This window comes from Paenibacillus sp. HGH0039, assembly GCF_000411255.1.
Lineage (GTDB): Bacteria > Bacillota > Bacilli > Paenibacillales > NBRC-103111 > Paenibacillus_F.
In genome coordinates this window covers 1096646-1111008 of record NZ_KE150412.1, presented here as the reverse complement: position 1 = coordinate 1111008, position 14363 = coordinate 1096646, and the positions used below count along the sequence as shown (strand labels likewise).

At 53.3% G+C, this 14363-nt stretch carries 12 protein-coding genes; 11 read left to right on the top strand and 1 reads right to left on the bottom strand.

All coding sequences use genetic code 11. From position 1 onward, the window contains the following. Positions 1 to 88 precede the first annotated feature (88 nt). The 4 genes from HMPREF1207_RS04790 to HMPREF1207_RS04775 are packed head-to-tail and all read left to right on the top strand — an operon-like array spanning position 89 to position 3970. On the top strand, positions 89 to 1021 hold the full coding sequence (locus tag HMPREF1207_RS04790; protein ID WP_009671342.1) for an ABC transporter permease: 933 nt from the start codon (positions 89 to 91) through the stop codon (positions 1019 to 1021). Positions 1022 to 1024: 3 nt separating this feature from the next. Then, the gene (locus HMPREF1207_RS04785; RefSeq protein ID WP_009671333.1) at positions 1025 to 1960 is read left to right on the top strand and encodes an ABC transporter permease; all 936 of its coding nucleotides are present in this window, start codon (positions 1025 to 1027) and stop codon (positions 1958 to 1960) included. A gap of 14 nt (positions 1961 to 1974) precedes the next feature. Next, complete coding sequence (locus HMPREF1207_RS04780) at positions 1975 to 3021, top strand: ABC transporter ATP-binding protein (RefSeq protein ID WP_009671339.1); 1047 nt, start codon at positions 1975 to 1977, stop codon at positions 3019 to 3021. Continuing rightward, the gene (locus HMPREF1207_RS04775) at positions 3014 to 3970 is read left to right on the top strand and encodes an ABC transporter ATP-binding protein (RefSeq protein ID WP_009671336.1); all 957 of its coding nucleotides are present in this window, start codon (positions 3014 to 3016) and stop codon (positions 3968 to 3970) included. The genes HMPREF1207_RS04780 and HMPREF1207_RS04775 overlap by 8 nt, the downstream gene beginning before the upstream one ends. Positions 3971 to 4081: 111 nt before the next feature. Here the strand turns inward: HMPREF1207_RS04775 and HMPREF1207_RS04770 are convergent, their stop codons facing one another. Then, the gene (locus HMPREF1207_RS04770; protein WP_016423474.1) at positions 4082 to 5371 is read right to left on the bottom strand and encodes an MFS transporter; all 1290 of its coding nucleotides are present in this window, start codon (positions 5369 to 5371) and stop codon (positions 4082 to 4084) included. A gap of 268 nt (positions 5372 to 5639) precedes the next feature. On the opposite strand from HMPREF1207_RS04770, the gene bshC reads away from it, so the two are divergent. The 7 genes from bshC (at position 5640) to HMPREF1207_RS04735 (ending at position 14305) form a co-directional block, all read left to right on the top strand. Then, positions 5640 to 7274: a bacillithiol biosynthesis cysteine-adding enzyme BshC gene (gene bshC, locus HMPREF1207_RS04765; protein ID WP_009671811.1), complete on the top strand. Its 1635-nt coding sequence runs from the start codon at positions 5640 to 5642 to the stop codon at positions 7272 to 7274. Between the two features lie 51 nt (positions 7275 to 7325). Then, a complete protein-coding gene (locus tag HMPREF1207_RS04760) occupies positions 7326 to 8588 on the top strand; it encodes an adenosylhomocysteinase (protein WP_009671776.1) in 1263 nt (420 codons plus the stop codon). 196 nt (positions 8589 to 8784) lie between these two features. Continuing rightward, entirely contained in the window at positions 8785 to 9879 is a 1095-nt protein-coding gene (locus HMPREF1207_RS04755; protein WP_009671820.1) for a DUF4349 domain-containing protein, read from the top strand. A gap of 188 nt (positions 9880 to 10067) precedes the next feature. After that, positions 10068 to 10505, top strand: coding sequence for a division/cell wall cluster transcriptional repressor MraZ (gene mraZ / locus HMPREF1207_RS04750; RefSeq protein ID WP_009671842.1), 438 nt, complete (start codon positions 10068 to 10070; stop codon positions 10503 to 10505). Positions 10506 to 10549: 44 nt separating this feature from the next. Next, positions 10550 to 11500 carry a 16S rRNA (cytosine(1402)-N(4))-methyltransferase RsmH gene (gene rsmH, locus HMPREF1207_RS04745; protein WP_016423472.1) on the top strand — a complete coding sequence of 317 codons (951 nt, stop codon included), beginning with the start codon at positions 10550 to 10552 and terminating at the stop codon, positions 11498 to 11500. 13 nt (positions 11501 to 11513) lie between these two features. Further along, a complete protein-coding gene (gene ftsL / locus HMPREF1207_RS04740; protein WP_009671837.1) occupies positions 11514 to 11936 on the top strand; it encodes a cell division protein FtsL in 423 nt (140 codons plus the stop codon). 35 nt (positions 11937 to 11971) lie between these two features. Then, positions 11972 to 14305, top strand: a complete 2334-nt coding sequence (locus HMPREF1207_RS04735; RefSeq protein WP_009671849.1) for a penicillin-binding transpeptidase domain-containing protein — start codon at positions 11972 to 11974, stop codon at positions 14303 to 14305. Positions 14306 to 14363 lie beyond the last annotated feature (58 nt).

The following is a 14363-nucleotide window of genomic DNA, read 5'->3' as shown; positions in this document are numbered from 1 at the left end:
CTAGCTTAATAAGCAGCTAAAGTCAGAAGGGGACGCACCTCGCGGGACGTCCCCTTCCGGCTTCATTTTTCCAAAAGGAGGACCCTATGTGTTCAGATATATCCTACAGCGGCTGTTCTATGCCATCATTACACTTTGGCTCGTCATCACGGTCACCTTCGTTCTGATGAAGCTGCTTCCGGGCGATCCGTTCGGAGAAGCTGTACTGAAGATGTCCAAAGAAAACTATCAGATTCTGCTAGCACAATACGGGCTCGATAAGCCGCAATGGCAGCAGTACCTGCTTTACCTGAAACATGTGATACAAGGTGATTTGGGGGTATCCTTCCAATTTCCGGCTCGTGATGTAACAAGCATGATCAGCGCGGGCTTTTGGCCGTCTTTTCAACTGGGTATGTACTCTATTATTGTCGCTCTTATTTTCGGTTTGTTCCTGGGCATTATTGCCGCGCTTAACCACAATAAATGGCAAGACCGCACGGCAATCTTTATCGCGGTCGTAGGCGTATCCATTCCTTCGTTCGTTCTCGGACCGCTTCTTGCTTACTATATCGGAAATAAGCTGGGCTGGCTCCCGGCCGCATTGTGGAAAGGTCCTTCCTACAAAGTTTTACCGACCCTGGCGCTTTCATTCGGTACGCTTGCTAACGTGGCCAGAATGATGCGTACGTCCATGCTGGATGTATTGAATCAGGATTATATCAAAACTGCGAAAGCAAAAGGTTTGGCGAGTCACACGGTTGTATGGCGTCACACGATTCGTAATGCCATCATGCCGGTTGTCACCATTATCGGACCGGTTTTTGCGGGATTGATTACCGGTACGCTTGTTGTGGAACAGGTTTTCTCCGTTCCGGGATTAGGTAAGCAATTGGTTAATGCGATCTACTCTAATGACTATACCGTTATTTCCGGTATGACCATCTTCTACTCTGCGATTCTAATTATCGTAATTCTTATTACCGACATCCTCTACGGTTATATTGACCCGAGAATTCGTCTGGGGAAAGGCGGGAAGTAAACTATGCAAAATCCAGGACAATCGACTGTAAACGCATCCGGTAAATTTGCGCCCTTGATTAAGGACGAACATTTACAGGAGCAAATCGTCCGCCCGTCGCTGACCTACTGGAAGGATGCTTGGCGTCGACTTAAGAAAAACCGACTGGCTATGGCCGGCTTGTTTATACTCATTCTTCTCACTCTCGTTTCGATCGTGGCTCCATTCTTGTCGCAATTTGAGTATAGTGCGACGAATCCGTCCATCGCCAACACGAAGCCGAATTCCGTGCATTGGTTCGGTACGGACGATCTGGGCCGCGATCTGTGGACACGCGTATGGTGGGGAACTCGTATCTCCCTGTTCATCGGTATTGTAGCAGCTGTCATTGACTTGATCGTCGGCGTTATCTACGGCGGTATTTCCGGTTACTACGGCGGCAAAGTCGATTCCGTGATGCAGCGCTTTATCGAAATTATTTATTCCATTCCGTTCCTGCTGATCGCCATCCTCCTTATGATGGTGCTGAAGCCGGGCATTACGTCCATTATCATCGCTTATTCGATCACCGGCTGGGTGCCGATGGCGCGGCTCGTCCGCGGCCAGGTTCTTCAGCTCAAGGAACAGGAATACGTACTGGCTTCCCGCACACTGGGCGCCAACACAGGCCGGATTATTATGCGCCACCTGATTCCGAATGCGCTTGGTATTATCGTGGTTCAAATCACGTTCGTAGTTCCTTCGGCGATATTCGCGGAAGCCTTCCTGGGCTTCATCGGTATCGGTATCCGTCCGCCGCTCGCGTCGCTCGGATCCCTTCTGTCGGACGGAGCGGCTTCCATGCGTTATTATCCGTTCCGCCTGCTGTTCCCGACAGCTGTATTCAGTCTTATTCTGCTAAGCTTCAACGTGCTCGGTGACGGTCTTCGTGACGCGCTCGATCCGAAGATGCGTAAGTAAAGGGAGGGAGTACCTTGAGTAAGCCCAAAGAAAATATTTTGGAAGTAAAGGATTTGAAGGTCTCCTTTAACACCTACGCAGGTGAAGTTCAGGCGGTTCGCGGTGTCACATTCGATCTTAGAAAAGGCGAAGTGCTTGCAATCGTAGGGGAGTCCGGCTGCGGTAAATCCGTAACCTCCCAAACGCTTATGCGTCTGATTCCTTCACCTCCCGGCGTTATTAAAGGAGGGTCCATCCTTTTTGAGGGTAAAAAAGGCAAGGTGGATATCACCAAGCTTTCCAATAGACAAATGGAATCCGTTCGCGGTTCCGAAATGGGTATGATTTTCCAGGATCCGATGACATCGCTCAATCCGACCATGACCGTGGGCAGACAGATCAGCGAAAGCTTGATCAAGCACCAGGGGATGACGAAGGAGCAGGCGCGTCAGCGTTCGATGGAACTGCTTCGTCTGGTCGGTCTCTCCAACGTGGAAGGCCGTATCAAGCAGTACCCGCATGAATTTTCGGGCGGTATGCGTCAGCGGGTTATGATTGCCATCGCCCTGGCCTGCAACCCGAAACTGCTCATCGCGGATGAGCCTACAACGGCTCTCGACGTTACCGTCCAAGCCCAGATCATCGATCTGATGAGAGAACTGTCCATAAAAACGGGTTCCTCCATCATTCTGATTACGCATGACCTTGGCGTCGTTGCCGAAATGGCTGAACGCGTGGTCGTGATGTACGCGGGTAAAATCGTGGAGAAAGGGACCGTAGACGAAATCTTCTACGATCCGAGACATCCTTACACATGGGGACTTCTGAAATCCGTTCCCCGTCTCGATACGCGGGCGGACGAAGAGCTTATCCCGATTCCGGGAACGCCGCCGGACTTGTTCGCTCCGCCGAAAGGTTGTGCGTTCGCGGCACGCTGTCCTTACGCCATGAAAGTGTGCGTAGAGGAAGATCCGGAACATACCCAGCTTTCGGCCGAGCACAGCGCAGCCTGCTGGCTGCTCCATCCGGATGCGCCTAAAGTCGAGCGTCCCGTTGAAGTAGGAGGGAAGCAGCATGTCTGATCAAACGATCTTATCCATCCGTAATATGAAGAAGCACTTCGACCTCGGCCAGGGCAAAATCCTGAAAGCGGTCGATAACTTCTCGATTGATATCAAACGCGGTGAAACTTTCGGTCTGGTCGGTGAATCCGGCTGCGGTAAATCCACCGCAGGACGTACGATCATCCGCCTCTACGAGGCGACGGACGGCGAAGTTATTTTTAACGGCGAGAACGTTCATAAACTGAGCGGCCGCAAAATGCGCGAGTTTCACCGGAACATGCAGATGGTGTTTCAGGATCCGTACGCCTCGCTTAACCCGAGAATGACGGTCGGCAACATCATCGCGGAAGGTCTCGACATCCACGGTGTCGCTTCCGGCAGCAAACGCCGCGAACGCGTAGTCGAACTGCTGGATGCGGTAGGCCTGAACGCCGAGCACGCCGGCCGCTTCCCGCACGAATTTTCCGGCGGTCAGCGTCAGCGTATCGGGATCGCCCGCGCGCTCGCAATCGAACCGCAGTTCATTATTGCGGACGAGCCGATTTCCGCACTCGACGTGTCCGTACAGGCACAGGTCGTCAACCTGTTCAAGAAGCTGCAAAAGGACCGGGGTCTGACTTACCTGTTCATCGCGCATGACCTTGCGATGGTGAAGCACATCTCCGATCGTATCGGCGTTATGTACCTGGGGAATCTGGTGGAAGTCACCACTTCCAAGGAGCTTTATGCAAACCCGCTTCACCCGTACACCGAATCTCTGCTTTCCGCGATTCCGATTCCGGATCCGGAAATCGAGCGCAAGCGTGAACGCATCATCCTGAAAGGCGAGGTTCCGAGCCCGTTGAACCCGCCTAGCGGCTGTCCTTTCCGGACCCGCTGCCCTAAAGCTATGGATCAATGCGCGGTAACGATGCCTCCGATGAAAGAAGTGGAGCCGGGGCATTTCGTATCCTGCCACTTGTACTAATCATTAATCGTTTCATTATAAGAACCGCCCGTTCGCACTCCGGTCCAGGAGATGCGAGACGGGCGGTTTTTTTATCGTGTTGCCGCATATATCTACGGTAGACGTAACGCTTTAACCCGATACGGACGGGGCCCCTTGCACGGGTTTCTCTTGAGACTCTTTCGGAGCGGACTCTTCCTCAGCAGCCTGTTTGGGAAGCTTGAGAGTGTAAAAGACGGCTACGACAAGCATAAGCGAGCCCAGTACTATGTAAATCCAGTCCAGCGAGATAAATCGCGGGTAGAACAAAGCGATAAGTCCGAGCGCAAGGGACTGAGCCCCCATCATTAGCGGATCGATCCACGCGTTTACCCGCCCCATCATTTTGCCATCCACAATTTGCGGCATCCAGCCGCCGATAGCTATATTGGCAGGTGCTATTAGTATTCCCGTAAAGAGGAAGCCGATTAGAAACAGCCAGATGTCATTGACGTAATTGATTCCGATCACCATAAGTCCGCTGGAGACGACGCTGCCTATGATCATGACGTGCGGTTTTATTTTTTTGGCCAAAATGGTCCCGAGAGCGCTGCCGACCAGTACCCCTACGCCTAGGCTAACGGATAAGAGCGAAGCGAATTTCTCATACTCATAGGCTGCGAGTTTGTATTTCAGCGAGAACAGGGGAAGGACGGTAAAGCCGCCGTTAACAAATCCGAAGAGGATAAAACCGGTAATGATCGACAGCAAGAGAGGCTTCCTCCAGATATATTTCAAGCCTTCGGCAAAATCTCCCCAAACGGTTTTAACGCTCATATCCCGCCATTTTCCGGGTCCGTTAGGCTGCTGTACTTTCTCTTCAAAACTGCAGGAACGGATAAGGAGAGCCGAGAGAATAAACCCCAATCCGTCGATTATGACGGCGCCTTCTACTCCGATCCAGTGATACGCCAAAGCTCCGAGGGCCGTTCCGAAGAGCATGAACAAGCCGAACACCGTCTGGTTCAAACCGGCAGCCTGCATATACTGCTCCTTGGATAAGATGCCTTGCACAAGGCCGGTTTCGGCCGGGGCGAAAAATTTCGCGACCGCGCTGCGAAGGAACAGAATCAGGAACGTGAGCGGCAATATTTCCAGAAAAAGCGAGAGGAAGAGCAGGACAGTCAGTCCGATTCGAATATAATTGGAATATAAACAAATGGACTTCCGGTTCATCCGGTCGGCCGCAACTCCGACGATAAAGAACACGAACAAGGTCGGTAGGGAATACATCATCTCGGCCAGTGTCATATAGAAGGGCTGGGAGCTGAAGCGGTCGAGCAGGAAGAAGGCAAACGCCATATTTCCGATCATGGTGCCGAGCTGCGAGAAAAAGCTGGCGGTAAACAGTTTGACAAACATACGGTTTTGGAACACATTCATCGGTATCGATCCTTTCTTTTTTCGAGCGGTACGTTCTCTATTCATAATAGAAGATATTGGAAGAATATGAAAGAGGCGCGCGAATGAAGCTCTCAGCAGCCTGAGGCGGTAAGGGATCTAGGTCTGCAGACGGAGAGAAGGAACGGCATTTTTTGTACCCGATATAAAAAAATTAGCAACTTCCATTTTGACGTCAAGGTCATTGCCGTGTACAATCAATTAAGAGTAAAAATCCGACAGTGGTTACGGGGGAGGCGGCTGCAGAGAGATGCCGTGGAAAGCTTATCAATGGAAGAAGAGCCAACCTTTAACCGAGGATTACATCCATCATTTCGACCGTGTGTCGGCATTGTTTGATTATAATCCATGGGACAAAGGAAGTTTGCACCGCCGCGCCGAAGCTGTCCGCCAAACGGAAGCGAACCGGGCGGACCGGAAGCGTCTGGCCGAGGTGCTGCTTGAATATAACCGCCGTATCGGCAACCGGGAGACGGCGCTGAGTGCGGCTGCCGGTCTGGCCGAGGAGAATTCGCTTACCGTAGTGGGAGGCCAGCAGGCCGGCTTGTTCGGAGGGCCGCTGCTTGTCATCTACAAAGCGATTACCGTTCTTATCGCCGCGAGGCAAGCTCAGGCGGAGCTGGGTACGCCTGTCATACCGGTATTCTGGATCGCCGGAGAGGATCACGATTTCGATGAGGTCGACCACATCCAGGTGCAGCGTCCGGAACTGGACGTACATAAACTATCGATCCGCCGTCCGTGGAATCTGCGGACATCCGTCAGCCGCTGGCAGGCGGATGAACAGACGTGGGAAGATGCGCTCCGCCGGCTGGATGAGTCGCTGCCGGACAGCCCGCACAAGACGGAGCTGCTGAGCCGCCTGCGTTCGTCCATGAACGGCCTGGCCACGCTCAGCGACACGTTTGCCGGCTGGATGGCTGCGCTGTTCGGCGACAGCGGGCTAGTCCTCCTCGACGCGGACGATTCCGCCCTGCGTAAGCTGGAGGCGCCGATGTTCACGCGTCTCGTCGGCGCTAACGAGCTTCTGGCGGACGCCCTGATGCGCGGCCGCGGCGAGCTGGAGGCGCTCGGCTACGCGCCTCAAGTGGACGTGACGGACGAACAGTCGCATCTGTTCGTCATCGACCCGAGCGGCGAGCGAGTCCTGCTGCAGCGCAGCGGGGAAGGCTTCGCCGACAAGAAAGACCTGCGCGCCTACAGCAGGGAAGACTTGCTGGCCCTCGCGGAGAGGGAGCCGGAACGCCTCAGCAACGGCGTTCTTTCCCGCCCGCTCATGCAGGAGTTCCTGCTTCCGGTGCTGGGCACCGTGCTCGGACCCGCGGAAGTGGCCTACTGGGCGATGACGCGGGACGCGTTCGCGCTGCACGGCATGACGATGCCGATTGTCCTGCCGCGGCTGGAGTTCACGCTCGTCGAAGATGCCGTAACGAAATGGATGGACCGGTACGACCTGTCCATGGATGACGTGAAGGCGGGCATTGACGAGCGGAGAGAAGCGTGGCTCCGCGCGCAGAGCCCTTTTCCGGTTCGGGAACGGTTTGAAGAAGCGCGCGTACGCGTGAAAGAGGTGTACACCCCTCTCGTGGACTCGCTTGCCGCTATCGAAGCGGGACTGCCGGAGCTGGGGCATACCAATCTGGATAAGATCCTTCACCAGATCGATTACCTGGAACGCAAGGCGGAGCAGGCGCTTGCCCGCCGGCATGACACGGCCTTATCCCAATGGAAGCGCATTGAGCTGGCTCTGATGCCGCTGGGCAAACCGCAGGAGCGGGTATATAACGTATGTGCCTATTTGAACCGATACGGGGATAAATGGCTCCAAGAGCTGCTGGAGGCGGATTTGCCGATGGACGGGGGCCACTACCTGGTTTATATTTAACTAGACAGCCTATATAGAAGAAGATTTTAGCAATCGAGGAGGAATAGTTGGATGAACGCAGTAGAACGCAGCATCGTAGCGGATCAATCTCTGGCGCCCGAAGGGCATTTGAAAATCGATTGGGTTCAGGCGCATATGCCGGTATTAAACCGTATCCGCGAGCAGTTCGAGAAAGAGCAGCCGTTTCGCGGCCTTAAAGTAGCCATTTCTCTTCATTTGGAAGCGAAAACCGCCTATCTGGCGAAAGTCGTTCAAGCGGGCGGAGCGGAAGTGACGATTACGGGAAGCAACCCGCTATCGACGCAGGACGACGTTTGCGCGGCTCTGGCGGAAGACGGCATTACCGTGTTCGCCAAGTACAATCCCGATCCGAAGGAATACAAAGAGCTCATGATCAAAACGCTCGAAACGAAGCCGGATCTGATTATCGACGACGGCGGCGATCTGGTAACTATTCTTCACTCGGAGCGCAGAGACTTGCTGGCAGGCGTGCGCGGCGGAGCGGAAGAAACGACGACCGGCATCCTGCGCCTGAAGGCGCTTGACAAGGAAGGCCGTCTGGAGTTCCCGATGGTGGCCGTAAACGATGCGTTCTGCAAGTACTTGTTCGACAACCGCTACGGAACCGGACAATCCGTATTCGACGGAATCAACCGTACGACTAACCTGGTGGTCGCCGGCAAAACCGTTGTCGTGGTCGGCTACGGCTGGTGCGGCAAAGGCGTTGCGATGCGTGCCAAAGGTCTGGGCGCTCAAGTCGTCGTTACGGAGATCGACGCGATTAAAGCGGTTGAGGCTTACATGGACGGATTTACCGTTCTTCCGATGTCCGAAGCGGCTAAAATCGGCGATTATTTCGTAACGGTGACGGGCAACCGCGACGTGATCCGCGGCGAGCATTTCGAAGTGATGAAGGACGGCGCGATTTTGTCCAATGCGGGGCACTTCGATGTGGAGGTCAACAAACCCGAACTGGCAGCCCAGTCTTCTTCCGTGCGTACGGTACGCCGTAACATCGAAGAATACCAGCTGAAAGACGGACGTAAAATTTATCTCCTGGCGGAAGGACGTCTGGTTAACCTGGCGGCAGGAGACGGGCATCCGGCGGAGATTATGGATATGACCTTCGCGCTTCAAGCGTTGTCGCTCAAGTACGTGAACGAACGTTACGAAGAGATCGGTAAAACCGTCGTGAATGTTCCTTACGAGCTTGATGAGCAGGTAGCGCGCTACAAGCTGGAGTCGCTCGGCATTTCCATCGACCGGCTTTCCGATGAGCAGAAGGCTTATCTGCAAAGCTGGCAGGAGCATTAATCTATTGAATGGTTAGAAATCGCTTCTTGTTTCCGGTGTATAACCGGAAGCGGGAGGCGTTTTTTTATTGGCTGTATTTTGTGGCCGCAGATGGCTGCAAGGAGCGGAAAATTTCCCGAACCGGTTTGCAACTTCCCCGATAAGAATGCGTCAAAAAGAATGAATAGAAAAATATGGAATAACCATAGGGGGTCTTATGAAACACAACCATCCGGTAAGGGGAAGGAAGCAGGAAAGGGACGGAGACGGCAAACGGGACAGTTTTAGAATAGCAAGGCGGGGATTGATCGTCGCGCTGCTTATAGGTGCCAGCTTGACGGGATGCAGCGCTGCCGATAAGGGGGCTTCAACGGCCGACCAGAAATCGGGAGTCGCTGCAACTACTTCCGCGAACACGGAATTAATGAAGAAAGAAGGCGCGGACAAGCAAGCCGATGGAAACAGTGCCTCCCCCGCACCTGCCGCCGTTAATCCGTCTGCAACTCCGGCGGCCGCAGACGGATTTGACCGCAAGGTGATCTACAAGGGGAATCTCGCAGCCGAAGTGGAGGACTACGCCAAAGCGCAGAAGGCTCTGCGTGAGCTGGTTACAGCGAGCGGCGCGTATATCCTGCAGTTTACCGAAGACAACACCGCCTCCGAAATAGGGGGCACATTTACGATCAAAGTCGCAGCGGGAGGTTTTCCTTCGCTTCTCGACGGCATCGAGAAAATCAGCCCCACCCGGCAAAGAAATATAACGGGTCAGGACGTGACGGAGGAGTACGTGGACCTGACTTCCCGGCTTAAAGCGAAGGAGGTCGTGGAGGCCAGGCTGCTGGCGTTTATGGAGAAGGCGACGAAGTCCGACGAGCTGCTCGCTTTTTCCGCGGAGCTTGGCAAAGTCCAGGAAGAGATTGAACGGATCAAAGGCCGGATGCGTTTTCTGGATCAAAACGTAGAGTACTCGACTATAGAACTGAAGCTGTATCAGCCGAAGGAAGGGGCGCTTTTAAAAGGGGCCGGAACGCCTTTCGGCAAGCAGATTGGAAGTACATTTACCAAAAGCGTGGACTTTATGGTTATGATTTTTAAAGGCCTCGTCATTTTTATGACGGCTTTGATTCCTGTGGCTGCTATCGCTCTGGTCATTGGGCTGCCCATTTATTTTTTCCTCCGGTCGAAAAGCAAGCGCCGAATCAGGCAAGTGGAAGCACAGACTCCGGCGCAAGCTTCCGATAATCAGCCGCTTGAGGACAATGCGGCCCCCGTGCAGCAAGCCGAACAACAAGATCCGGAAAAAGAAAAATAATCAAATTATCCACAGTCTGGCGCATCTGCGCCGGACTTTTTTATTTTTTTAGCCGACTTATCCACAAAATGAGAAAAATTAATTTTAACGATTTATGCTTAATAGAAGGATTTTGCGTGTAAATGAAGAAGTAAACATACTGAAGTGGAGAAAAGTGGCGCAAAGTGGGGCGAAAGGGGTGAGGGTCAATGTTTATGGGGGAATACCAGCATAACATTGACGAGAAGGGCCGGCTCATTATTCCGGCTAAGTTTCGCGAAGCCCTCGGTGTATCCTTTGTCGTCACCCGCGGTTTGGACCAATGTTTGTTTGTGTACCCTAAGTCTGAATGGAGCGTTCTGGAACAGAAGCTGAAAGCACTGCCGCTTATGAAAGCCGATGCGCGCGCTTTTACGCGTTTTTTCTTTTCCGGGGCAACGGAAAGCGAGCTGGACAAGCAGGGAAGGGTCAATATTCCGAACAACCTGGTGGAGCATGCCAAACTCGAGAAAGACTGCGTTGTGCTCGGCGTTTCCAATCGAGTCGAGATTTGGAGCAAGTCGGTTTGGGAAAGCTATTTTGAGCAGTCGGAACAGTCTTTTAACGAAATTGCCGAGAAGCTGGTTGATTTCGATTTTGACTTATAACATCACGAGTAAGCTCTGCGAGTTACTTAGGGAGGGAAATGAGTTTGTTTCATCACATCACCGTTTTAAAAGAAGAGGCAGTTGACGGTCTACACATACAACCTGACGGCGTATACGTGGATTGTACGCTGGGAGGGGCGGGACACAGTTCCTTAATCGCCTCCAGACTGGGTCCGGAAGGACTTCTGATAGCCCTGGATCAGGACGATGCGGCGCTTGCGAACGCCGAACACATACTCGCGCCCTACCGGGACCGGGTCAAAATTGTCAAAACGAACTTTCGACGCATTGAAGAAGTGCTCCGGGATGAGCCGAGAGCGTTCCGCGACGGAGCCCCGCAGGTCAACGGAATTTTGTTTGACCTTGGAGTTTCCTCACCTCAGCTCGATGAGGCGGAACGAGGATTCAGCTACCACCAGGAAGCCGAATTGGATATGCGCATGGACCGCAGTACGGAGCTTACCGCCAAAATCATCGTGAACGAGTGGCCGGAAGCCGAAATCGCCCGCATCTTGTTTGTATACGGGGAGGAGAAATTTTCTCGCCGTATAGCAGGCGCTATCGTAAGAGCCAGGGCGGACGGCCCGATCGAAACGACGAGCCAACTGGTCGAGCTGATTAAAGAAGGCATCCCCGCAGCCGCGCGGAGAACAGGCGGACATCCCGCCAAAAGAAGCTTCCAGGCTTTGCGGATTGCCGTTAACGACGAACTCGGGGCTTTCGAGGACGCGCTGCATCAATCGGTGCGGTGCCTGGCTCCGGGCGGGCGGATTTCCGTCATCACGTTCCATTCGCTTGAGGATCGTATATGCAAACAAATTTTTAGCAGCTATGTGGGACGGTGCACCTGCCCTCCGGATTTCCCCATGTGCGTATGCGGAAACACCGGTGTGGTAAAGCTTGTGAACCGGAAGCCGATTACAGCAGGTTCTGCTGAACTCGAACACAATACTAGAGCCAGATCAGCCAAATTACGAATCGCAGAAAAGCTGTAATCAGGAGGAACTTATGCCCGGATATATCCAAGGAAATTTAGCCGAAAAGTCGACAGCAACCAGTCAACGCGTGACCGTTCGTGAAACGAAGAAAGTGATTGTCAAAAACAAGCCGCTGCCTGTCGGAGAGAAGCTCATGTATTTGCTTTTGGTTATAGTCTGCGTGCTCGTTGCGACCGGAATCGTATGGCGCTACACAACCATCTATCAGATCAACAGCGAGATTAAGACGACCAAGACCACGATTACAATGCTCAAAGCGGAAAACGATGCCAACCAGCAGGAAGTTCAGAAACTGAAAGACCCGGAAAGACTCGAAGCCATCGCGAAGGAAAAAGGGCTCAAGCCTGCCGGTGACGATCAGGTCAGACAAGTGACGCCTGGTTCGGGTCAAGCCTCCATAGATAAGAAAAGTTCCGTCGCGGCGGGTCGCTAGCGGGCAGGCAATTTCGATTTGAGGTGGGGACGTACATGGTTAAGAAAATGAAAATGCGCTCACTACTAATTGGAGGGTTTTTTACCCTTCTTTTTATTGTTTTTTTAGGCCGGATTTTATGGATCCAGGGAGTCAGCGCCAGCAAGCTTCTTAATGAAGCGGAGAAAAGGTGGGAAACCGACCGGGTCGTACCGGCCGAGAGGGGCAAGATTCTCGACCGGGAAGGACGGATTCTGGCGGAAGAGGTTCCGGCTTACTCGGTTTCGCTGAATCCGAAAGTGATCTATCAGACAGGGCTTGCGGACGATATTACGGCCGGGCTGACGGAGATTCTAAAAGATAACTCGGATTCTCCAAACCTGTCCGATAAAATCAAAGGCCTGGCTACGAAGAAAAGAGCGGTAGATCCTGCGGCTGCCCAGTCAAATGCAGCTAATGCAGCCGAGGACGATAAGAAAGACAACAAAAAAGACGCGAAAAAAGAACCGAAGCCCGAGGACGCGTATCTCGTCAATGTCGAATTGAACAACGAAGGCAAAAACATCGACAAGGCGAAAGCCGATCAGGTACAGCAGCTCGTTAAGAAACTCCAGCAGCAATTGAACGATAAAGATAAAAAGAAATACGGTACGCAGGCCGATGTGGGCATTTATCTTACGACCGGGAAGAAGCGTTATTACCCGGGCAATTCTTTGGCCGCGCATATTCTCGGGTATACAAACCGCGAAGGCAAGGCGAGCATGGGCATCGAAGCGCAGCTGGACGAACAGCTCAAAGGAACGCCGGGCTCGCTCAGCTATAACAGCGACAAAAACGGTGTCGAGCTCGTTCAGAGCAAATCCGTTTATGTGCCTCCCGTTAACGGGAATTATGTCAAGCTGACGATTGACAAAAACATTCAATACTACATGGAGAACGCCCTCTCCAAAGTTATGGATCAATGGCACCCGAAAGGCTTGATGGCGATTGCGGCCGATCCGAAGACGATGGAAATTTTGGGGATGGCGAGCTACCCGAATTACAACCCGAATGAATTTTGGAAGGGCGGGGACCAGACCAACCACAACGTTCAGTCCCAGTACGAGCCGGGTTCCACGTTTAAGCTGGTTACACTGGCGGCTGCTGTGGAGGAGGGTGTTTTTAATCCCGGAGCAACTTTTAAATCGGGTTCCGTCCAAGTGCCCGGTCGAAAACCGGTTTATGATCATAACAGAATCGGATGGGGGCCTATTTCGTACTTAGATGGACTGAAAAGATCCAGTAACGTGGCTTTTGTCAACTTGGGTTATAAAATGCTCGGTGTCGAGCGTTTGAAGGATTATATCGACCGGTTCGGTTTCGGTAAAAAGACAGGCATTGATTTGTACGGCGAGGTTGCCGGACAGACAAATCTTGCCTACGAGGTCGACTATGCGGCGGCTACGTATGGACAAGCCTTGACGGCAACGGCCATTCAGGAAGCGGCCGCGTACGGAGCGATCGCAAACGGCGGCAAGCTGATGTGGCCGCATGTCGTGAAGGAAATCATTGACCCGAAGACCCAGCAGCCTATTCAGAAAATAGAACCTAAAGTCGTCGGACAGCCGGTTAGCGCCGCGACGGCCAAAAAAGTCGGCGAATATCTGGAGCAGGTCGTAGCGGATCAAGTGAAGGGGACCGGTAAAGACGCTTACATCGAAGGTTACCGGATCGCCGGTAAAACAGGTACCGCCAATAAGGTTATCCCGGGACAGAAGGGTTATGCGGCCAACAAGTGGGTCATTTCTTTTGCCGGTTTTGCGCCGGTGGAAGATCCGCAGTTCGTTCTCATTATCATCGCCGATGAGCCTGAGCTGGGAAATAACTACCTGCTCGGCCACTATGTGGCGGCTCCGGCTTTCAAAGAAATCATGCAGAATTCCCTTCGTTATCTGCGCATCCCGTCCAGCAAGCAGCAGGCTCAGGTCACGCCGGTTCAGACGTCCACGCAGAAAGCCGTGGATTTCGGCAACATGACGGCGGCTCAGGCAAAAGCTGCGGCGGAACGCGCCGGAGTGGACATTGAAACCGTAGGTCAGGGCGCCAAGGTGGTAGCCCAGTATCCGAAAGCCGGCACCGAGATCGGTCCTTACCAGCGGGTATACCTTGCCATGCAGGCTCCCGCGGAGATTGCGGTACCGGATATGAAAGGCAAGGCGCTGCGGGACGCGCTCGAGCTCTGTACGCTGCTCGGCATCCGCACCGCCAGTACCGGTGAAGGCTACGTCGTCTCGCAGGCTTTGCAGGGCGAAGGAAGCGACCGCGTGCTTACGCTGCAGCTCCAGCCTCTGGGAGGAGAAATCTTAACGCCGCCGGAAGAGAAGCAGGCTGTCCCGGAAAAGTCCGAATAAGTCGGACGTGCCTGTTCTATCCCCTGCTTGTTCGGAATAGTCATGAGAAGAACGGTCA